Here is a 17,481-nt window from a genome sequence, read left to right as displayed (position 1 = left end):
TGATGGCTGACAGCGATACGGCAACGACTTGAACGACGATTTTACGGTTGCGAACAGACTTGCCCGAGCCCCCACGCGTGACGCGTGACGCAAGACGGGACTCTCCCTGGCGATGCGCCATCCCTATGCCCCCCAACGCTTATTTTTTCGTGCGGCCAGTGTAACCGAGAGGCGTGAGGCCCCGTCAACGGGGGAATTCGGGGAGATGCGGCACCCACACAACAACCGGATCGCGCCCTTTGGTAGCACGTACCTTGCGTCGCTTAGAACCTCTCCTCCAAACGCATTTCGACGATGGCGAATGCCGCCGGAATCCGCATCAGGCCAGCATATCCGCCCAGATACCCTGTGCCCATGCAAGTCCCAGCGTGAATTCGTCTCGCGTGGCGCGTGGCGACGCGCCCCCCGTGCCCGGCACCGGGAGCATGGTGTGCTGCGCCGCGTCGTAGCGGTGCACGCTTGCCACGTGCATCGCTTCGGTTGCCGACACGAATGTGTAGCAGGTGTTGCTGTAGAGCGGTTCGGGATTGACCGGGCGGCCGGACAGCGTGGCCACGATGGCGGCGGCACAAACCTTGCCGTGCTGGTTGGCCATGTGACCGGACTTGGGCATCTGCGGCGCGATCTGGATGGCGTCGCCCAGAATATGAATGTCGGATTGCGCCTTTGAGGCGAACGTCAGGAAATCGACGTCGCACCATCGCCCGTTGGCCGTTGCCAGACCACTCTGCACGGCGATATCGCCCGCCCGCATCGGCGGGATGACGTTGAGCACGTCGGCCCGGACTTCCTCGCCCAGTTCAAAGCGTGCGATCTGCTTGGCACCGTCGATGGTCACGTCAGTGCAATTGAACTGCGGGTGATACTCGACAATTCCGGGATATTGCGTGCGCCAAACGTCCTGGAACTGCTCCGCTTCGGCGAGCACCTGATCGTTGGCGTCAAAGACGAGCACCTTCGCGCCAGGCTTGTGCTGCTTGAGCCATGCGGCCGCCTGACACGCTCGCTCATACGGCGCGGGCGGGCAGCGAAACGGTGCCTCGGGAATCGTGATGGCGAACACGCCGCCGTCGGGCATCGCTCGCAGACGCGCATGCAGCGCGGCGCTTTCCCCGGCATCGGTCCACCCTACCGGCAAGGCGTTGCGGATCGCCGGATCGGAGAGTCCGGCAATGGCGTCGCGGCGCAGCGATACGCCGGGGGCAACAATCAGCTTGTCATAGGGAAGCCGGCCGCCGTCGGCCAGTTGCACCTGCTTTTTGGCGGCGTCGATGGCGCTGGCTCGCGTGCGTCGCCAGACCACGCCGTGTCGGGCAACCAGCCGGTCGTAGGACACCGTCAGGTCGCTCACACGCAGATTCCCGCCGACCACGAGATTCGATAGCGGCGAAGAGACAAACGACGGATTCGGTTCAACAAGGGTGACGTCGATCGAATTGCCGGAGAGCACACGTAGCGCCTTCGCGGCCGTAGCGCCGCCGAATCCCCCGCCGATGACGACCACACGGGCGCGCGCCCTGACCGGGGTCGGCCAGAGCGGTGCCGCCAACGCATGGGTTGCGCCGGCCATTGCCGTCGTAGAGCCCAAACCGAGAAGAAAGTCGCGGCGACGCATCGTGTTCGCTCTATTGAGATTGACGCGCGGGCGCCGGCGCCGCTTTGGCCGCCGGCTGCGCCGCGAAGTACGCGGCGATGCGCTGTAACTCGTCGTCGCGATACCCTTTGAGGAGCTGTGGCATCAGCGTGGCGGGACGACGCCCGTCACGCATGGCTTGCAACACTGCCATGAGTTCCGTCACCGGACGGCCTTCCAGCGTCGGCAGCACTGCCTTGCCGGCGCTCACCGGCGCGGACGCATTATGACAACTCATGCACGCCATCGCCCAGTCGCGGGCCTGCCAGTCGGGTTGCGATGCCTGCGGGACTGGCTGCGAGACGTACACAGGAGACGCCGCGCGCACGCCGGAGGCAGGTGCGGCAAGCGCCGTGCCCGTGACGCCAGACCACACGGCAGGCATCAGAACGAACGCCGCCGCGATCGTCCATCTGATCGTCGGATGACGGCGGCGATAGTGGCGATTGCGGCGGTTCAATACTGGGCAGATGACGGCACGCATGCGCACGGAGGGTGTCCGAGGCGTGGGTGCGGGCGTCAGTTACCGGTCTTGGTCGACGGGCCGGGCTTGACGGGGCCGTCGCTGATCGGTGCGGGCGAGGACAGCGGCTTGGCCGTCACGGTGTCATTGCCGATCGGCGTGGTCGTGACCGTGGCGGCGTTCGAGTCGTCCGCCTGCGCCGGCGCCGGGTTCTTGGCCGCCTCGGTCGACAGGCGCTGCGCTTCTTCCGGCTTCACATATTCGTAAAGCTTGACGACCTTCTGCACGCCGTCGATCCGGCTCGCGACATTGGCAGCAATACGCCCTTCCTCTTCGGAAACGAGGCCCATCAGGTACACATCGCCACGCTCGGTGACGACCTTGAAGACGTTGGCCGAGATCTCCTTCGTGTTGATCAGATTGGCCTTCACTTTGCTGGTGATCCAGGCGTCGTTCGAGCGCGAGCCGAAGGAGCTCTTCGGTCCGACGGCAAGTTCGTCGACAATGCCACGCACGTTGCTGATCTGCTTGACGATGTCCACCGCGCGCTGCTTGCTCTTGTCGTCCGGGACTTCCCCGGTCAGCAATACGCGGCGGTTGAAGACGGTCACGTTCACATGCACGGCGTCGTCGGTCAGCGTATTGGCAATGTTGGCTTCGGCCTTGACCTGAATTTCGCGGTCTTCCGTCTGCGCACCGACGGAGCGGCGGTCGGTGGCCACCAGCGCGCCGGTCGCGGCGCCGCCGAGAATGATGGGGGCGCAACCGCCGAGGGTTGCAACAATCAACGCTGCCGCGGCAAGCGGCTTAACCACGCGTTGGAAACTCATCGGGCTTTCTCCTTGTTGGATGGTCGAACGGGGCGGCCCCCGCCGCACTCAGCCGGCACCGTCCGCCCCCGCGACCCGGTGCCCGTGATGATCTTGACGCTTTACGACGACAATAGGTTCACGCTTCGCCGAACAGCATCGCGTCGACCAGGTCGCAAAGACAGTGAATCGTCAACAGGTGAACTTCCTGAATTCGCGCGGTGCGATCGGCCGGCACGCAGATATGCACGTCCAGCTCGCCCAGTACGACATTGACCTTGCCGCCCCCCTTGCCGGTGAGCGCGACCACATGCATGCCACGCTCGTGCGCGGCTTCAATGGCAGCGAGCACATTGCTGGAATTGCCCGACGTGGTGATGGCAAGCAGCACGTCGCCCTCTTGGCCGAGCGCGCGCACCTGCTTCGAGAAGATGGCGTCGAAGTTGTAGTCGTTGCCGACAGCCGTCAGGATCGACGAGTCCGTGGTCAGCGCGATGGCCGGCAGTTCGGGACGCTCACGCTCGAAGCGGCCGACGAGTTCAGCCGCAAAGTGCTGACAGTCGGCAGCCGAGCCACCGTTGCCACAGGCGAGAATCTTGTTGCCGTTGGACAGCGCTTCGAACATGACGTCCGCTGCGGCGGCGATGTATTCCGGCAGCGCGTCGCGCGCCGCCAGTTTGGTTCCGACGCTATCCGTGAAGTGTTGCTGAATTCGTTCGATCAACATGGTCGTTTGCCAGGGTGTCGCAAAAGCTGCCGGCCTCGCTTGGAAGTGCCATGGGCACTCACCCGCGCCGGCCGGCGTTGACAGGCCGTTTGTCTAGAAAACGGCACTTTCGCAAGTGTAACAGGGCCGGGGGACACGGGTTTCGTCAGCAATCGTCGGCGCGAAAGGCATCGGGCAGCCAGCGGGCCACCGGCGGGCGACCGTCGAACGCCACGACATCGAAGCGGCAACGCCCCGCCGGACGCCGCAACAGATAGTGCCGGGCGGCCAGCGCGAGACGGCGTCGCTTGGTACGCGTGATGCTCTCTGCGGCGCCGCCAAAGTCGCTGCGTGCGCGCGCGCGCACCTCGACGAATACCAGCACGCCCGCGCGATCCCGCATAATGAGGTCGATTTCACCGCCGCGACAGCGATAGTTGCGCGCGACAAGCCGCCAGCCGCGCCGCTCCAGCAGCGTCTGCGCGCGGCCCTCGAACGATTCTCCAAGCTGATTCGACATGGTTGTTCCGATGTTTACCGTGACCGGCGATGCCGGTGTTACCCACGCCCGCACGCCTCGCGAGGCGACGCCTTCGTTTGCGGGAGCCCAATGCCATGGATGAGCGTCTGATGTCGCTGGCCGAGGGCCAGCATTACCCCGCCGGCACCCTCTATGTCGTGGCCACGCCGCTGGGCAATACCGCCGACATCACCGTGCGGGCGCTCCACATCCTCGGCATGGTCGACGCCATCGCCTGTGAAGATACGCGCAACAGCGCGCAGTTGCTCCAGCGGTATGGCATCGACAAACCGTTGATTGCGGCCCATCAACACAACGAAAACGAAGCGGCGACGCGGCTCGTCGAACGCCTGCGCAGTGGTGAGCGCATTGCCTACATTTCGGATGCGGGCACGCCCGGCATCTCGGACCCGGGCGCGCGGCTGGTCGATGCGGTGCGGGCGGCAGGACTCGGCGTAATGCCGGTGCCCGGTGCGAGCGCGGTGATCACGCTGCTCTCGGCGGCCGGCGCGTGGGTGGAGACGTTCACGTTTGTGGGATTTCTGCCTGCGAAAGCCCAGCAACGGGCTCAGGCAATTGCGGCGCTCGCGAGTTCGACATCGGCGCAGGTGTTCTACGAAGCGCCGCACCGGATCGTTGAGACGGTCGCCGCCCTGGCGGAAGGCCTCAGCGGCGAGCGGCGACTGTTGATCGGGCGAGAGTTGACCAAGCGCTTCGAAGACATTCACGAGTGTGCACTGCGCGACGGCGTGGCGTGGCTGAAGGCGGACGCAAACCGCCAGCGTGGTGAATTCGTGTTGGCGGTCTCCGGTGCGACCGCGAGCGCGAGTGGAGATGGCGTGGACGCGGAAGCGCAGCGCATCCTTGCCCTGCTCGTGGCCGAGCTGCCGACGAAAAGCGCCGCCAAGCTCGCGGCGGCGATTACCGGAGCCCCCAAGAACGCACTTTATGAACGCGCGCTGGCACTGAAAAACGGTTGATCCCCGGGCGCGAGCAGCGGTGTCGGGGGCGTCAGGAATCAGAGGTTTCCGACAGTCGTTTCTCCGTTCGCCCAAGCGCCGCTCCATAAAAAAAGCCCGCCGAAGCGGGCTTTTTCATTCCGATCCGACGATCAGCTCAGCAGCAGCGCATCGTCGTCGAGTTGTTCGCCGCGCGTGCGTTCGAACATCTGCAGCAAATCGGGCACGTCCAGCCCCTTGCGCTCGTCGCCCGACACGTCCAGCACGACCTTGCCCTGATGCAGCATCACCGTGCGGTCGCCGTAATCGAGTGCCTGACGCATGCTGTGCGTGACCATCATCGCCGTCAGCTTGCTCTCCTGCACGATGCGCGCCGTCAGTTCCAGCACAAACGAGGCCGTCTTCGGGTCCAGCGCCGCCGTATGCTCGTCCAGCAACAGAATCCGTGACGGCTGCAACGACGCCATCAACAGACTCACCGCCTGACGCTGGCCGCCCGAGAGCAACCCGATACGGTCCGAGAGCCGGTTTTCCAGGCCGAGATTGAGCAGGCTCAACTTCTCGCGGAACCGCTCACGCAACTCGCGGTTCAACGCAAAGCGGAAACTCCGGCGCTCGCCGCGCTTGACCGCCAACGCCATGTTTTCCTCGATGGTCAGCGCCTCGCACGTTCCCGCCATCGGATCCTGAAACACACGCGCCACCTGGCTCGCACGTTGCCACGCCGTCTTCTTCGTGACGTCGTTGCCATCGATGGAAATCGTGCCCGAATCCACCGACAGGTCACCGCTGATCGCGTTCAGGAAGGTGGACTTGCCCGCACCGTTCGAACCAATGACCGTGACGAACTGGCCCGTCGGAATGTCCAGCGACATGCCGCGCAGCGCGCGGTTCTCGATGGGCGTGCCCGGGTTGAAAGTGATCTTGAGGTCTTTTGCGCTCAACATGATCAGGCACCTCCGTTCTTGCGGGCAAACAGCTTGCGACGCGTTGCCGGCAGCACCAGTGCCACCGCCACGAGCAAGGCCGTCACCAAGTTGAGGTCCTGCGCCTTCAGACCGATGAAATCGCTATTGAGCGCCAGCGCGATGAAGAAGCGGTACAGCACCGCCCCCACCACCACCGCCAGCGTCGTGAGAATGAGGCGTCGTGCCGGCAGAATCGTCTCGCCGATGATCACCGCCGCCAGACCGATCACGATGGTACCGATCCCCATCGAAATGTCCGCGCCGCCCTGCGACTGCGCGAACAATGCGCCGGCGAGCGCCACGAGCGCATTCGACAGCGCCATGCCGGCCAGAATCTCATGACCGGTGTTCACCCCCTGCGCGCGCGCCATACGCGAATTCGCGCCCGTCGAGCGCATGGCGAGCCCTTGCTGCGACGAGAAGAAGTAATCGAGGCCGAGCTTCACCACGACCACCACCGCCAGCAGAAGCAGCGGACGCAACACATAGTCCGGCAGCCAGTTCGGGGCGTTCTCGGGCAGGATCATCGTGAAGACCGTCGGCGACGTGATCAGCGGCACGTTCGGCGCCCCCATCACACGCAGGTTCACCGAATAGAGCGCGATCATCATCAGGATACTGGCAAGCAGATCCATGATCTTCAGACGCACGTTGAGCCAGCCCGTGATGAAGCCCGCCAGCGCGCCAGCCGCCATCGCCGCGACGGTTGCCGCAAACGGGTTGGTGCCGCCAGCGATCAGCGTGGCCGCTACCGCGCCGCCAAGCGCGAAACTGCCGTCAACGGTCAGATCGGGAAAATTGAGGATGCGGAAGGAAATCAGCACCCCGAGCGCCACGAGGCTGAAGATCAGACCGATCTCCAGAGCGCCCATCATAGAAAAAAGGGACATTTTCGTAATTCCACTGCGCAAGACAGCCCATGCCGGGTCTCGGCATCAGCGCTCGCACGGCCGACATAGGCCAGTTCGGGTCATAGCCGGTCGTTGTGCGACCGCATTCGGGGGGAGCCGTCCCACCCATTCGATAGGAAAAGAGCGGCGGGGACAGATCGTGTCCGGGCGCCGCCCTGTCGCTCGCCGGTGCCGCAGGCTCTCGCCTGCTTCACCGGTGTCACGCGCTTTACTGCTTGATGACCGTCTTGGCTTCCTTCACCAGATCGTCCGACAGCGTCACACCTTGCTTGGCCGCCGCTGCCGTATTCACGAACAGTTCCAGATTCGAGCTGGTCTGCGAAGCGATCGCCCCCGGCTTCTCGCCCTTCAGGATACGGCCGACCACCTTGCCGGTCTGACGGCCGAGGTCGTAGTAGTTGATGCCCAGTGCCGCAATGGCACCGCGCTTCACACTGTCGGTATCCGACGCGACCAGCGGGATCTTGCGGTCGTTGGCCACCTTCACCAGCGATTCATACGCCGACACGACATTGTTGTCCGTGTTCGTGTAGATCACGTCGACCTTGCCGGCCAGGCTGCTGGCCGCCGAGCTGATGTCGACGGTACGCGGTGCAGCGGCTTCGACCAGCGTCAGGCCGGCGGCGGGCAACAGCTTCTTCAACTCGTTGACGACCACGACCGAATTGGCTTCGCCCGGGTTGTACACCATGCCCACGCGCTTGGCGTTCGGCACGACGCGCTTGATCAGGGCAATCTGCTTGTCCAGCGGCAGCTTGTCGGACACGCCGGTCACGTTGGTGCCCGACGGCTCCCAGCTCTTGACCAACTGTGCCGCGACCGGATCGGTCACGCCCGAGTACACGAGCGGCACGGACTTGGTGGCGGCAGCCACGGCCTGAGCCGTCGGCGTGGCGATGCCGATGATCGCGTCCGGCTTGTCGCCCACGAACTTGCGGGCGATCTGTGCGGCCGTGCCGACGTTGCCCTGCGCGCTCTGATATTCCCACTTGAGGTTCTTGCCGACCTCGTAACCTTCCGCCTTGAGTTCGTCGCGCGCGCCATCACGAATGGCGTCGAGTGCCGGGTGCTCCACGATAGCGAGCACGGCCACCGACTTCGTGGCTTGCGCGAATGCCGCGCCGGTCGTCCCCAACAACGCTGCGGCCACGGCGCACAGCAAAGTGCGCTTGGCATGTTTGCCCATTGTCGACATCAAAACTCCTCCAGGAATGCTTTTTGATAGGTGCGCCGTGCCCGAGTCTCAGCGGGCCTCATTCGGATGCACACAAAGCGTGCACCTGCGCGTGGGGCACAGTCTACCCACATCCCCGGCAGCGAACAACGGTTGCCAACGCAACTTCCCCGGAGGCCCGCAGAACATCGGATTGCGCCTAAACGCTGGCAGATTTATGCGGCAATCGGAAAAAAAATAGTCGATTCGGTCGCCCATGATAGGAAGTGCGCACGTTCATGCGATGCGTTCAACCAATGAGATACGCCGAAAAGCGCAACACTGGGCCGATCCGGCCCCGCAATACACGTTTCTGCACAACAAACGTGCAAACAGCGTCCCATTTTTTGAATGGGTTCCGGCGGGATTCAGAGGGGTGTTCGGGAATGAAGGGCGGCGGCCGGCCACACCTGGGTGCGCGTCAGGGCGCGTTGCTGTTGTCGTCCAGACCGAGGGCGGCGACTTCGCTACGGGAGAGGCGGCGAATTTCGACCTTGGCATGCCCGGCACGAACGAATTCGAGTTGCTTGGCCGCGCCAAAGGACAGATCGATGATGCGACTGCGCGTGTAGGGGCCGCGATCGTTAATTTTGACGACGACGGTCTTGTTGTTGGCAACGTTGCGCACCAGCGCGAAGCTGCCCAGCGGCAAGGTCGGGTGCGCGGCAGTCGGTTCGTTCATGTCGAAGGCTTCGCCGGTCGCCGTGCGGCGGCCGTGAAACTTCTTGCCGTACCAAGACGCCATCCCCGTCTGATAGAACGTACCGGCATCGGCGCGCAGACGCGCTTCCCCATCGCGCTCCGGCGCATCGGGGTCGCCGGGATTGAGGCCTTCGTTGCGATACGCCCGGCCCGGCCAATGCAGATCGAAGCTCGAGCCGACCGGTGCATTGGCTTCGCGCGCACGGGTGCGCTCGCCTGTCGCCGAAGAGGCGGCAGCCGTTTGGCTGGGGGGTTCGAGCGGCGTTGTGCAGGCTGTCAACGTCAAGGGGAGGACGCAACCAACCGCGAACCGTGTGAGCATGTCGCGTGTTCGCATAGGCCGCAAGTCTAACACGTCGTCAAAATCAACCCATCAGCGAGCGTTCACTTACACGCTGAGACTTGTTTACAAAGCGTTACCGCACTTTGGCAGTCAAGACGGCCGAGCCCGCTTTGACTACCCCGGCGCTCTCTTGTGGCGCACGCCCGGCACACGGCCGACGCATCGGTCTTGCACAGCACAACCGGGCGGCGGCACCCCGGGCCGAATTACAATAGCGAAAACCGCGTCCCCGATAACTCATGAACGTCACCCTGATTCCTGTCACACCTTTCCAGCAAAACTGCACCCTGCTCGTTTGCGATGCGACGAAGCGCGCCGCCGTGGTCGACCCTGGCGGCGATATCGACCGGATCACGGGCGAGATCGAGCGCCAGGGCGTGACGCTCGAGAAGATCTTCCTGACACACGGCCATCTGGACCATTGCGGTGGTGCGGGCGCACTGGCCGCGAAGTACGACGTGCCGATCGAAGGCCCCCATCGGGACGACGCCTTCTGGATCGACCAGCTCGAGGCGCAAAGCGCACGCTTCGGCTTTCCCAAGCCCGAACCGTTCACGCCTGATCGCTGGCTGGAGGACGGCGACACCGTCCAGTTTGGCGATGTGACCCTCGACGTGCTCCACTGCCCGGGTCATACGCCGGGTCACGTGGTGTTCTTCTCGGCGCAGGAGCGTCTGGCCTGCGTGGGCGACGTGCTGTTCGCCGGCTCCATCGGCCGCACCGACTTCCCCCGTGGCAACCATGCCGATCTGATCGCCTCGATCCGCGACAAGCTCTGGCCGCTCGGTGACGACGTGACGTTCATTCCGGGGCACGGCCCTGTCTCCACGTTCGGTCAGGAACGTCAGACCAACCCGTACGTCGCCGACGCCGTGCTCGCCCGGAGCCGTGTATGAGTCAGGCAATGTCCCGCACGCCCTCGCGCATCATTCCCGTCGACGAGGAGATTTTCGTCAGCACCGATGTCGAGGCAGACGGCCCGATCCCGGGTCCGCATTCGATGCTGAGCTTCGCATCGGCGGCCTACACGGCGGATAAGGAACTGATCGGCACGTTCAGCGCCAACCTCGAGTGTCTGCCGGATGCGAAGGGGCATCCGCTGACAATGAAATGGTGGAAGACCGAGCCCGAGGCGTGGGCCGCTTGCCGCGTCGATCCGGAAGATCCGGCCAAGGCGCTCAAGGCGTATGTGAAGTGGGTGGAGAAGCTGCCGGGCAAACCGGTGTTCGTCGCTTACCCGGCCGGGTTCGATTTCACGTTCATGTTCTGGTACATGATGCGTTTCGTCGGCCGTTGCCCGTTCTCGTGGTCGGCGCTCGATATCAAGACGCTCGCATTCGCCATGACCGGCATGCCCTACCGAAAGTGCATCAAGCCGCGTCTGCCGCAGGTCTGGCTGGACCCGCTGCCGCACACCCACGTGGCGCTCGACGATGCACTCGAACAAGGCGCCCTCTTCTGCAACATGCTCGCCGAGTTGCGTGAGCAGCAGAAGACGTTGTCAGAGCTCCCGGGCTGGCGCGGTGCAGGGCTCACGGCCAACGCCGACGCCCCCGTGTTCGGGTCAGCCGCTGCTGCGGCAACGCAAGCCGAGTCGCCCGACACCGGCCCCGGCAAGGACAGCGCGGCGCACGGCTGAACCCGCGCAAACCACCGCAAACCACCGCACACGGCATCACAGGCACGCGCACAACGCGCTCGCTACCGATGCCGTGCGCTCACAGAACGCTGCTTGCCAGCTCCGGCGGACGCGCAATCACGGCCTTGTCGCCGTTGACCACGATAGGGCGCTGCAGCAGCTTCGGGTGCTCCGCCACGGCGGCGAGCAACGCGTCGTCGGTCAGCGCCGTATCGGCCAGCCCCAGCGCCGCGTACTCGGCTTCGTTGCTGCGGATCATCTCTCGCACGGGCACGTCCAGCAGCGTGTGCAAACGCTTGAGTTCGGCGAGTTTCGGCGGTGTTTTCAGATACTCGATGATTTGCAGATCGCTGCCACCCACAGCCGACGAACCCTCGACGAGGGCGAGCGCTTCGCGCGATTTCGAACAACGCGGGTTGTGATACACGGTAATCATGGTGACTCCATTGCATGCAAAAAGTGTCCGGCGCGGCATCGTCGTTCACGCCTGGAACGTGCGCTCGGAGTATGCATGCTATCGCCGGATGACGCTACCCGGGGCCCTCGGCAGCAGCGCTGGCTGCATCTTCCTGGCGCCCGCTCAACTTCAAGCATCGTCCGGCGTACGCGCCGCCGCAGGACGCTACGTGTTAACCGCGCTGCGCGACACGCATGGGCCACCTAAGATAGGGAGAGAGCGCAATGTATGTCGCACGACCCGGCTTTGCGACAACACGCGCCGCGCAAGGACGTGAAAAACAAGCATCGTGTCGCGAACGTTGCGGGAGACAGTGCATGAGTACGCAACCTGCAAGGTGCCATGCGGCGCCGTACGCCGCCGCATGGCTCACCGTCGTCGCCAGTGTTCTGGCCGTTGCCGGATGTGCCAATCCGGATTTCGGACCCAAAAAACCGCTCGTCCTCAACCTGACACCCGGTCAGACGCCGGCCTTGGCGCTGGATCAGTACAAGATTGTCGCGGCGCAGCGTGTGACCGAAGTCAACGCGAAGGAGATCACACCGGGCAATCCGCAGCCGATGTTGCGCTCGGTGGTATCGCTCGAGTACTGGGTGGACCGCAGCGGGAACGTGACGAGCGTGGCGCTCTATCGCAGCAACGGCGACCGCGAAGCGGAACGCATCGCCGTGGCGAGCCTGCGACGGGCCAGCCCGTTACCGGCACCCAGCCGGGCGCTGGTCGACAGCAGCGGACGCGTGAGAGCCGTCGAAACCTGGCTCTTCAACAACGACGGCCGCTTCCAGTTGCGCAGCGTGGCGGCGCCTCAGATCGATGGGGAGTGATATTGTGACGGGCATAGCCCCACCCTGCCCGGCCCGCTTGGGCGATGGAGATTCTGATGCCGCGATTTGCCGCGAACCTGACTCTGCTTTATCAGGAAGTACCGTTCCTGGACCGTTTTCGCGAGGCGGCGAGCGATGGCTTCCGAGGCGTGGAATTCCTGTTCCCCTACGACCATCCGGCGCAAGAGATTCGGGCACGTCTGGACGATGCAGGGCTGACGCAGGTGCTGTTCAATGCGCCGGCTGGCGACTGGGCAAGCGGCGAGCGCGGGCTGGCGGCCCTGCCGGGGCGTGAGGCGCAATTTCGCGACGGGCTCGAACTGGCGCTCGACTACGCCGACGCGCTTGGCTGCCGTCAGTTGCATGTGATGGCCGGATGCCCCGACGCTTCGGCGTCACCCGAGCGCTGCCGCGCGGTCTACCTCGATAACCTCGCTTACGCGGCCGGACAAGCCGCCGCGCATGGCGTCACGATCCTCATCGAACCGATCAATCCGCGCGACTTCCCCCGCTATTTCCTCACGCGTCAAGACCAGGCGCATGCCATTCGTCAGGAACTCGGCGCCAGCAATCTCAAGGTGCAGTTCGACGCGTATCACTGCCAGATCGTCGAAGGAGATCTCGCGGTCAAGCTGCGGCAGCACATTGCGAACGTCGGACACGTGCAGGTGGCGGGCGTCCCAGCGCGTCACGAACCGGACACCGGCGAAGTCAACTATCCGTTCCTGTTCCGTCTGATCGACGAACTGGGCTACGCGGGATGGATCGGGTGCGAATACCGGCCACAGGGCGCAACGCGCGACGGGCTCGGGTGGCTCAAACCGTGGCTCAGAGCCACTCGTTGAGCTATCGGGCCGCTTCACCGCCAATCCCGACCCGCGACCGGCAATGCGGGCGTTAATTTACGCAGGAATCAATCGATTTCCGAAAACTAATCGGAGAGCGAAGCAATCCTGGGGAATGTCGGAGAAAGGGTTAGGAAAGATGTAGGTCGTCGCAGGCAAAAAAAATGGCGGGACACACGGGCCCGCCAAAACCACACGCTACGGGGTTAGCGCGAGGAGACCAGATTCGGAGCACTGCATCGAATTGCGTTGCAAATTGCGCCGGGGGACGCCTTCTGCCGATACAGTCGCGCTGCCGTGTTACCGGGGGATAAGCACGTCAGCGTTGAGATGCATTGTGGTGGAAACGTATGGCGCGAGGGGTAACAAAGTGTTTCAGGTTGTAACACCTCGGGCGTTACATACCCTGCGCGATTCAGCGCTGTGCCTTGCCGGGCAAGGACTTCATGAGTGACGGAAAAACCACCCATTAGTTCGCCATCCTGATTAACTTGCCGGACGAAGCATCGACGACGCGCGACGCGAAGACACACCGATGCTTGCGCCCACCCCGTGCCGGCGCGTTTCACACCCCCTTCCGCAATGTGCTAAGTTCATTCTTTGTGCGTGGCAACAAAGTGGGCGTCTGCGATACGGGCGCGCCATCGTCGCGGATCGGCGGCGCACCGAGAGCAAGAATTTCGTCCAACGACAGCACCGGCCCGGACGGGGCCGCACCCGCATGGAAACCATTGAACGTCTGGGGCAGATACTGACGCGCGACCGCGTAATCGGGGTGGTGGGTTTGTCGCCGCGGCCCGACCGGCCGAGCTACACCACGTCTCGCTATATGCAGCAGCAGGGGTACCGGATCGTGCCGGTCAATCCGCAGGCTGCCGACGCCCGCGAGAAGATTCTTGGCGAGACCGTCTATGCAAGTCTGACCGACGCCGCCGAGGCGCTGCGCGCCGAAGGCGTTCAGATACAGATGGTCGACTGCTTCCGCCGCAGCGGCGACATTCCCCCGATCGCGCAGGAAGCCGTGGCCATTGGCGCCAACAGTTTATGGATGCAGTTGGGCATCGAGAACGACGAAGCCGCGGCCTTCGCACTGGCGGCAGGGCTCGATGTCGTGATGGATCGCTGCGTCAAGATCGAACACCAGCGCTGGCAGATGCAGGGAGGCGTCGCCTCCACGCAAGCCAATCGTCGCTGAGTCAGCCGTTTCCGAAACGAAGCCATGCTGTCTTCTCCCGCTGTCTTCTCCTCTTAACGACTTCGCGCCAAGCGCCTGCTGACATGACCATCGACGCCGATCTTCTCGCCTACTACGACCAAATGGCGCGCAAGTACCCTGCTCGCGCCGACGCTGACATGCCGAGCGCGCAAGCCGTGCGTGCCTCGTTCGCCACCGTTGCCAGCGAGGCCTTGCGCCCGTTACCCGCCGGATTGCGTAGCGAGACCTTCGAGATTCCGCTGCCGGGGCGCCATCTGCGAGCCAGGTTGTATCGTCCGGTCGACCGCGAAGTGCCGCTCGTCGTGTACTTCCACGGCGGGGGCTGGGTGGTCGGCGACGTCGACACACACGGCACGCTGGCCGCTTTCCTCGCGCAGGACGGCGATGTCGCGGTGCTCAGTGTCGACTACCGGCTGGCGCCCGAGCATCCGTTCCCGGCGCCCGTCGACGACGCGCGCGAGGCGCTGGCCTGGGCGGCAGAGCAACGAGCACGGCTGGGCGTGAGCGTCGATCGTCTGGCCGTGGCGGGCGACAGCGCCGGCGGTCATCTGGCAGCGCAGGCGGCCGCGTGGTTCAACGATTGGCATCCGGGGATCGTTGGCGCGCAATTGCTGATCTACCCGGTAGTGCAGCACCGGTTCGATACGCCGAGTTACGAACGTCTGGCGAACGGCGTGGGCCTGACGCGGGACGAAATGCGTTGGTATTGGCGCGAATTCCTGAGCGGCACGGTGCCGTCGGCGGACGACGTGCGCATCAATCTGACGGCGCAAGCCCCACGTCACCCGCTGCCGAACGCGCTGGTAATTGCGGCTGAATACGACCCGTTGCATGACGAAGCGGTGTCGTACGCTCAGTTCGTGGCGCAGTCGGGTGGCCGGGCAGAGATCATTGAAGCGCCCGGCCTGACGCATAGCTTCGCAAGGTTACAGCCGTTCGTCCCGCAAGCGAGACTGGTCATGCACGACGCCGCGCAGCGTCTGCGCGACTGGCTGGGCTGACCCCTGCGCCGTCACTTGAGCCACTTGTCCACGACCGCCTGATACTCCCCGGTCTTCTGCGCAAGGTTGAGCCACTGGTCGACGTATTGCTTGAAGATGTCGTCGCCGCGCGGAATCAGATAGGCCTTCTCTCCGAACTGAAGCGGCTTGTCGGGGTTGACCGGGCAGAGTGACGGAATGAGTTTGTGCTGCAGCAGGGTTTCGGACGAGTCCGTGACCATCACATCGGCACGGCCGTCGGCGATCTGCTGGAAGATCGTGACGTTGTCGGGATAGATCGTGAGGGTGGCCTTGGGCAGGTACTGACGGGCGAAACGTTCGTTCGTGCCGCCCGGATTGGCGATGGCACGCGTGCTGGGCTGATTCAGATCGGCGAGCGTCTGATACTTCGCCACGTCGGTGCAGCGCACGATCGGCGATTTGCCGTCGACCATGACAACGCTGCTGTAATAAGCGCGCGCCGCACGATCGAGCGTGACGGAGATGCCACCGACCGCGATATCGCACTTTCCGGCCGTGAAGTCATCCATCAGCCCTTTCCACGTCGTAGGCACGATCACCGGCTTCACCCCGAGCGATTTCGCAAGCGAGGCGACCAGGTCCACATCGATACCCTCGAACTGACCGTCCGGGCGGCGATACGTGTAGGGCTTGTAGTCGCCGGTCGCGCAGGCGCGCAACGTGCCCGATTTCACGATGTCGTCGAGCCGGGAGTGCACAGCGGGGGGCGCGCCCGGACTGACGGCGGCGGCCGATTGGGCGTGAACGGTGATCGCGGTGGAAGCGGCGAGCGCCGCCCCCGCCATGAGGGCCGCGCGGGCGGCCGTCATCATGACTTTCATGCTTGTCTCCTAGTGGTGTTATGACGCACGAATTGTGCGAGCTGTGCGACACAGCTCGTGGGACTTAATACTAATGACTCGCTTGTCCGACGCCAACCTCCACCACACAACCGCCGGCGAACCGAGTCGTCACGCTGCGCACGCCTTATGTGCGGCATAACAGCCCGCAAAGCGACCGGCCCCGGGATACCCGAGTAAAATGGCCGCTTGCCCCAATCATCCAACCCACCGCCGCGACGTGTCCCAAGCTCTGCAAAACGATACTTTCCTGCGCGCCCTGCTGCGCCAGCCGACCGAGTACACGCCGATCTGGCTGATGCGCCAGGCGGGCCGGTACCTGCCCGAATACAACGCCACCCGTGCCAAGGCCGGCAGCTTCCTGGCCCTGGCCAAGAACCCCGCCTACGCCACCGAGGTCACGCTGCAGCCGCTCGAGCGCTTCCCGCTCGACGCCGCCATCCTGTTCTCGGACATCCTCACCATTCCCGACGCCATGGGCCTCGGCCTGTCGTTCGAAGCGGGCGAAGGGCCGCGCTTTGCGCGTCCGCTGCGCACCGAAGACGACGTGCGCCGCCTGCAGGCGCCTGACCTCGACAGCTTGCGTTACGTGTTCGACGCCGTGAGCGAAATCCGCCGCGCACTGAACGGGCGCGTGCCGCTGATCGGCTTCTCGGGCAGCCCGTGGACGCTCGCGTGCTACATGGTCGAAGGAGCCGGCTCGGCCGACTTCCGTACCGTCAAGACGATGATGTACGAGCGCCCCGACCTGATGACGCACATCCTCGAGACCAACGCCCGCGCCGTCGCCGCTTATCTCAACGCGCAGATCGAAGCGGGTGCGCAGGCCATCATGGTGTTCGACACCTGGGGGGGCGCGCTGGCCGACGGTCTCTACCAACGGTTCTCGCTCGCCTATATGCAAAAGGCGCTCGCAGGCGTGCATCGAGAATGGAACGGCGCGCGGATTCCGCACATCGTCTTCACCAAGGGTGGCGGTCAGTGGCTCGAAGCCATTGCCGACACCGGCCCCGATGCGATCGGTCTCGACTGGACCGTCGATCTCGCGGCCGCGCGCCGCCGTGTGGGCGATCGTTGTGCACTGCAAGGCAATTTCGACCCGACCGCCCTCTTTGCATCGCCCGAGGCCATTCGTACGGAAGTGCGCCGCCTGCTCGATGCCTACGGCAATGCGCCGGGTCACGTCTTCAATCTCGGCCACGGCATTTCGCAGTTCACCCCACCCGAACACGTTGCCGCGCTCGTCGACGAAGTGCATAGCTATAGCCGAAACCTTCGCCAGACGGCGTAATCGGGCACGCCTGCAAGCAGTGGCGCGGGTTCGCAGGGTATTTCGCCCTGCCAACCCAACCGCCGTTTCAAGCGGGGAATGTCAAGGGAAACCCGGTTGAATAACCCCTCCAATTTGCGGA

At 64.2% G+C, this 17,481-nt stretch carries 19 protein-coding genes; 8 read left to right on the top strand and 11 right to left on the bottom strand.

Annotated elements, in window-relative coordinates; all coding sequences use genetic code 11:
• Positions 1 to 319: 319 nt before the first annotated feature.
• The 5 genes from PBR20603_RS14800 to PBR20603_RS14780 form a co-directional block, all read right to left on the bottom strand.
• The gene (locus tag PBR20603_RS14800) at positions 320 to 1,615 is read right to left on the bottom strand and encodes an NAD(P)/FAD-dependent oxidoreductase (protein WP_150560274.1); all 1,296 of its coding nucleotides are present in this window, start codon (positions 1,613 to 1,615) and stop codon (positions 320 to 322) included.
• A gap of 10 nt (positions 1,616 to 1,625) precedes the next feature.
• On the bottom strand, positions 1,626 to 2,117 hold the full coding sequence (locus tag PBR20603_RS14795) for a c-type cytochrome (protein WP_150560273.1): 492 nt from the start codon (positions 2,115 to 2,117) through the stop codon (positions 1,626 to 1,628).
• 35 nt (positions 2,118 to 2,152) lie between these two features.
• Entirely contained in the window at positions 2,153 to 2,926 is a 774-nt protein-coding gene (locus tag PBR20603_RS14790; RefSeq protein WP_150560272.1) for a BON domain-containing protein, read from the bottom strand.
• Between the two features lie 118 nt (positions 2,927 to 3,044).
• Positions 3,045 to 3,632 (bottom strand): phosphoheptose isomerase, encoded by a 588-nt coding sequence (locus PBR20603_RS14785; RefSeq protein ID WP_150560271.1) that lies wholly within the window; start codon positions 3,630 to 3,632, stop codon positions 3,045 to 3,047.
• A 145-nt stretch (positions 3,633 to 3,777) separates the two neighbouring features.
• Positions 3,778 to 4,131 carry a YraN family protein gene (locus PBR20603_RS14780; RefSeq protein ID WP_150560270.1) on the bottom strand — a complete coding sequence of 118 codons (354 nt, stop codon included), beginning with the start codon at positions 4,129 to 4,131 and terminating at the stop codon, positions 3,778 to 3,780.
• 95 nt (positions 4,132 to 4,226) lie between these two features.
• On the opposite strand from PBR20603_RS14780, the gene rsmI reads away from it, so the two are divergent.
• On the top strand, positions 4,227 to 5,111 hold the full coding sequence (rsmI, locus tag PBR20603_RS14775; RefSeq protein ID WP_150560269.1) for a 16S rRNA (cytidine(1402)-2'-O)-methyltransferase: 885 nt from the start codon (positions 4,227 to 4,229) through the stop codon (positions 5,109 to 5,111).
• A 131-nt stretch (positions 5,112 to 5,242) separates the two neighbouring features.
• Here rsmI and PBR20603_RS14770 read toward each other — a convergent pair whose 3' ends face one another.
• The 4 genes from PBR20603_RS14770 to PBR20603_RS24605 form a co-directional block, all read right to left on the bottom strand.
• Positions 5,243 to 6,037: an ABC transporter ATP-binding protein gene (locus PBR20603_RS14770; protein ID WP_150560268.1), complete on the bottom strand. Its 795-nt coding sequence runs from the start codon at positions 6,035 to 6,037 to the stop codon at positions 5,243 to 5,245.
• Between the two features lie 2 nt (positions 6,038 to 6,039).
• Complete coding sequence (locus PBR20603_RS14765; protein ID WP_150560267.1) at positions 6,040 to 6,948, bottom strand: ABC transporter permease; 909 nt, start codon at positions 6,946 to 6,948, stop codon at positions 6,040 to 6,042.
• 229 nt (positions 6,949 to 7,177) lie between these two features.
• Complete coding sequence (locus tag PBR20603_RS14760; protein ID WP_150560266.1) at positions 7,178 to 8,164, bottom strand: ABC transporter substrate-binding protein; 987 nt, start codon at positions 8,162 to 8,164, stop codon at positions 7,178 to 7,180.
• Between the two features lie 439 nt (positions 8,165 to 8,603).
• Positions 8,604 to 9,170 carry a septal ring lytic transglycosylase RlpA family protein gene (locus PBR20603_RS24605; RefSeq protein WP_425495817.1) on the bottom strand — a complete coding sequence of 189 codons (567 nt, stop codon included), beginning with the start codon at positions 9,168 to 9,170 and terminating at the stop codon, positions 8,604 to 8,606.
• Between the two features lie 296 nt (positions 9,171 to 9,466).
• Between PBR20603_RS24605 and PBR20603_RS14750 the strand changes: the two genes are divergently transcribed.
• Both PBR20603_RS14750 and PBR20603_RS14745 read left to right on the top strand, forming a co-directional pair.
• On the top strand, positions 9,467 to 10,123 hold the full coding sequence (locus PBR20603_RS14750) for an MBL fold metallo-hydrolase (protein WP_150560264.1): 657 nt from the start codon (positions 9,467 to 9,469) through the stop codon (positions 10,121 to 10,123).
• A gap of 8 nt (positions 10,124 to 10,131) precedes the next feature.
• A complete protein-coding gene (locus PBR20603_RS14745) occupies positions 10,132 to 10,866 on the top strand; it encodes a 3'-5' exonuclease family protein (RefSeq protein WP_246174691.1) in 735 nt (244 codons plus the stop codon).
• Between the two features lie 79 nt (positions 10,867 to 10,945).
• On the opposite strand, the gene arsC is transcribed toward PBR20603_RS14745, so the two are convergent.
• A complete protein-coding gene (arsC, locus tag PBR20603_RS14740) occupies positions 10,946 to 11,302 on the bottom strand; it encodes an arsenate reductase (glutaredoxin) (protein WP_150560262.1) in 357 nt (118 codons plus the stop codon).
• A gap of 338 nt (positions 11,303 to 11,640) precedes the next feature.
• Between arsC and PBR20603_RS14735 the strand changes: the two genes are divergently transcribed.
• The 4 genes from PBR20603_RS14735 to PBR20603_RS14720 all read left to right on the top strand — a co-directional run bounded on the left by PBR20603_RS14735 (position 11,641) and on the right by PBR20603_RS14720 (position 15,209).
• Positions 11,641 to 12,147: an energy transducer TonB family protein gene (locus PBR20603_RS14735; RefSeq protein ID WP_174977924.1), complete on the top strand. Its 507-nt coding sequence runs from the start codon at positions 11,641 to 11,643 to the stop codon at positions 12,145 to 12,147.
• Between the two features lie 56 nt (positions 12,148 to 12,203).
• Positions 12,204 to 12,992: a 2-oxo-tetronate isomerase gene (gene otnI, locus PBR20603_RS14730; protein ID WP_150560260.1), complete on the top strand. Its 789-nt coding sequence runs from the start codon at positions 12,204 to 12,206 to the stop codon at positions 12,990 to 12,992.
• A 721-nt stretch (positions 12,993 to 13,713) separates the two neighbouring features.
• The gene (locus PBR20603_RS14725; RefSeq protein ID WP_150560259.1) at positions 13,714 to 14,187 is read left to right on the top strand and encodes a CoA-binding protein; all 474 of its coding nucleotides are present in this window, start codon (positions 13,714 to 13,716) and stop codon (positions 14,185 to 14,187) included.
• An 83-nt stretch (positions 14,188 to 14,270) separates the two neighbouring features.
• Positions 14,271 to 15,209, top strand: coding sequence for an alpha/beta hydrolase (locus tag PBR20603_RS14720; protein WP_150560258.1), 939 nt, complete (start codon positions 14,271 to 14,273; stop codon positions 15,207 to 15,209).
• Between the two features lie 11 nt (positions 15,210 to 15,220).
• Here PBR20603_RS14720 and PBR20603_RS14715 read toward each other — a convergent pair whose 3' ends face one another.
• The gene (locus tag PBR20603_RS14715) at positions 15,221 to 16,051 is read right to left on the bottom strand and encodes a transporter substrate-binding domain-containing protein (protein ID WP_150560257.1); all 831 of its coding nucleotides are present in this window, start codon (positions 16,049 to 16,051) and stop codon (positions 15,221 to 15,223) included.
• 238 nt (positions 16,052 to 16,289) lie between these two features.
• Between PBR20603_RS14715 and hemE the strand changes: the two genes are divergently transcribed.
• Complete coding sequence (gene hemE, locus PBR20603_RS14710) at positions 16,290 to 17,360, top strand: uroporphyrinogen decarboxylase (protein ID WP_281356013.1); 1,071 nt, start codon at positions 16,290 to 16,292, stop codon at positions 17,358 to 17,360.
• The last annotated feature ends 121 nt before the right edge of the window (positions 17,361 to 17,481 follow it).

Source organism: Pandoraea bronchicola, assembly GCF_902459805.1.
Taxonomy (GTDB): domain Bacteria; phylum Pseudomonadota; class Gammaproteobacteria; order Burkholderiales; family Burkholderiaceae; genus Pandoraea; species Pandoraea bronchicola.
Note: the sequence above shows the minus strand (reverse complement) of the source record. Positions and strands in the feature narration are given on the sequence as shown.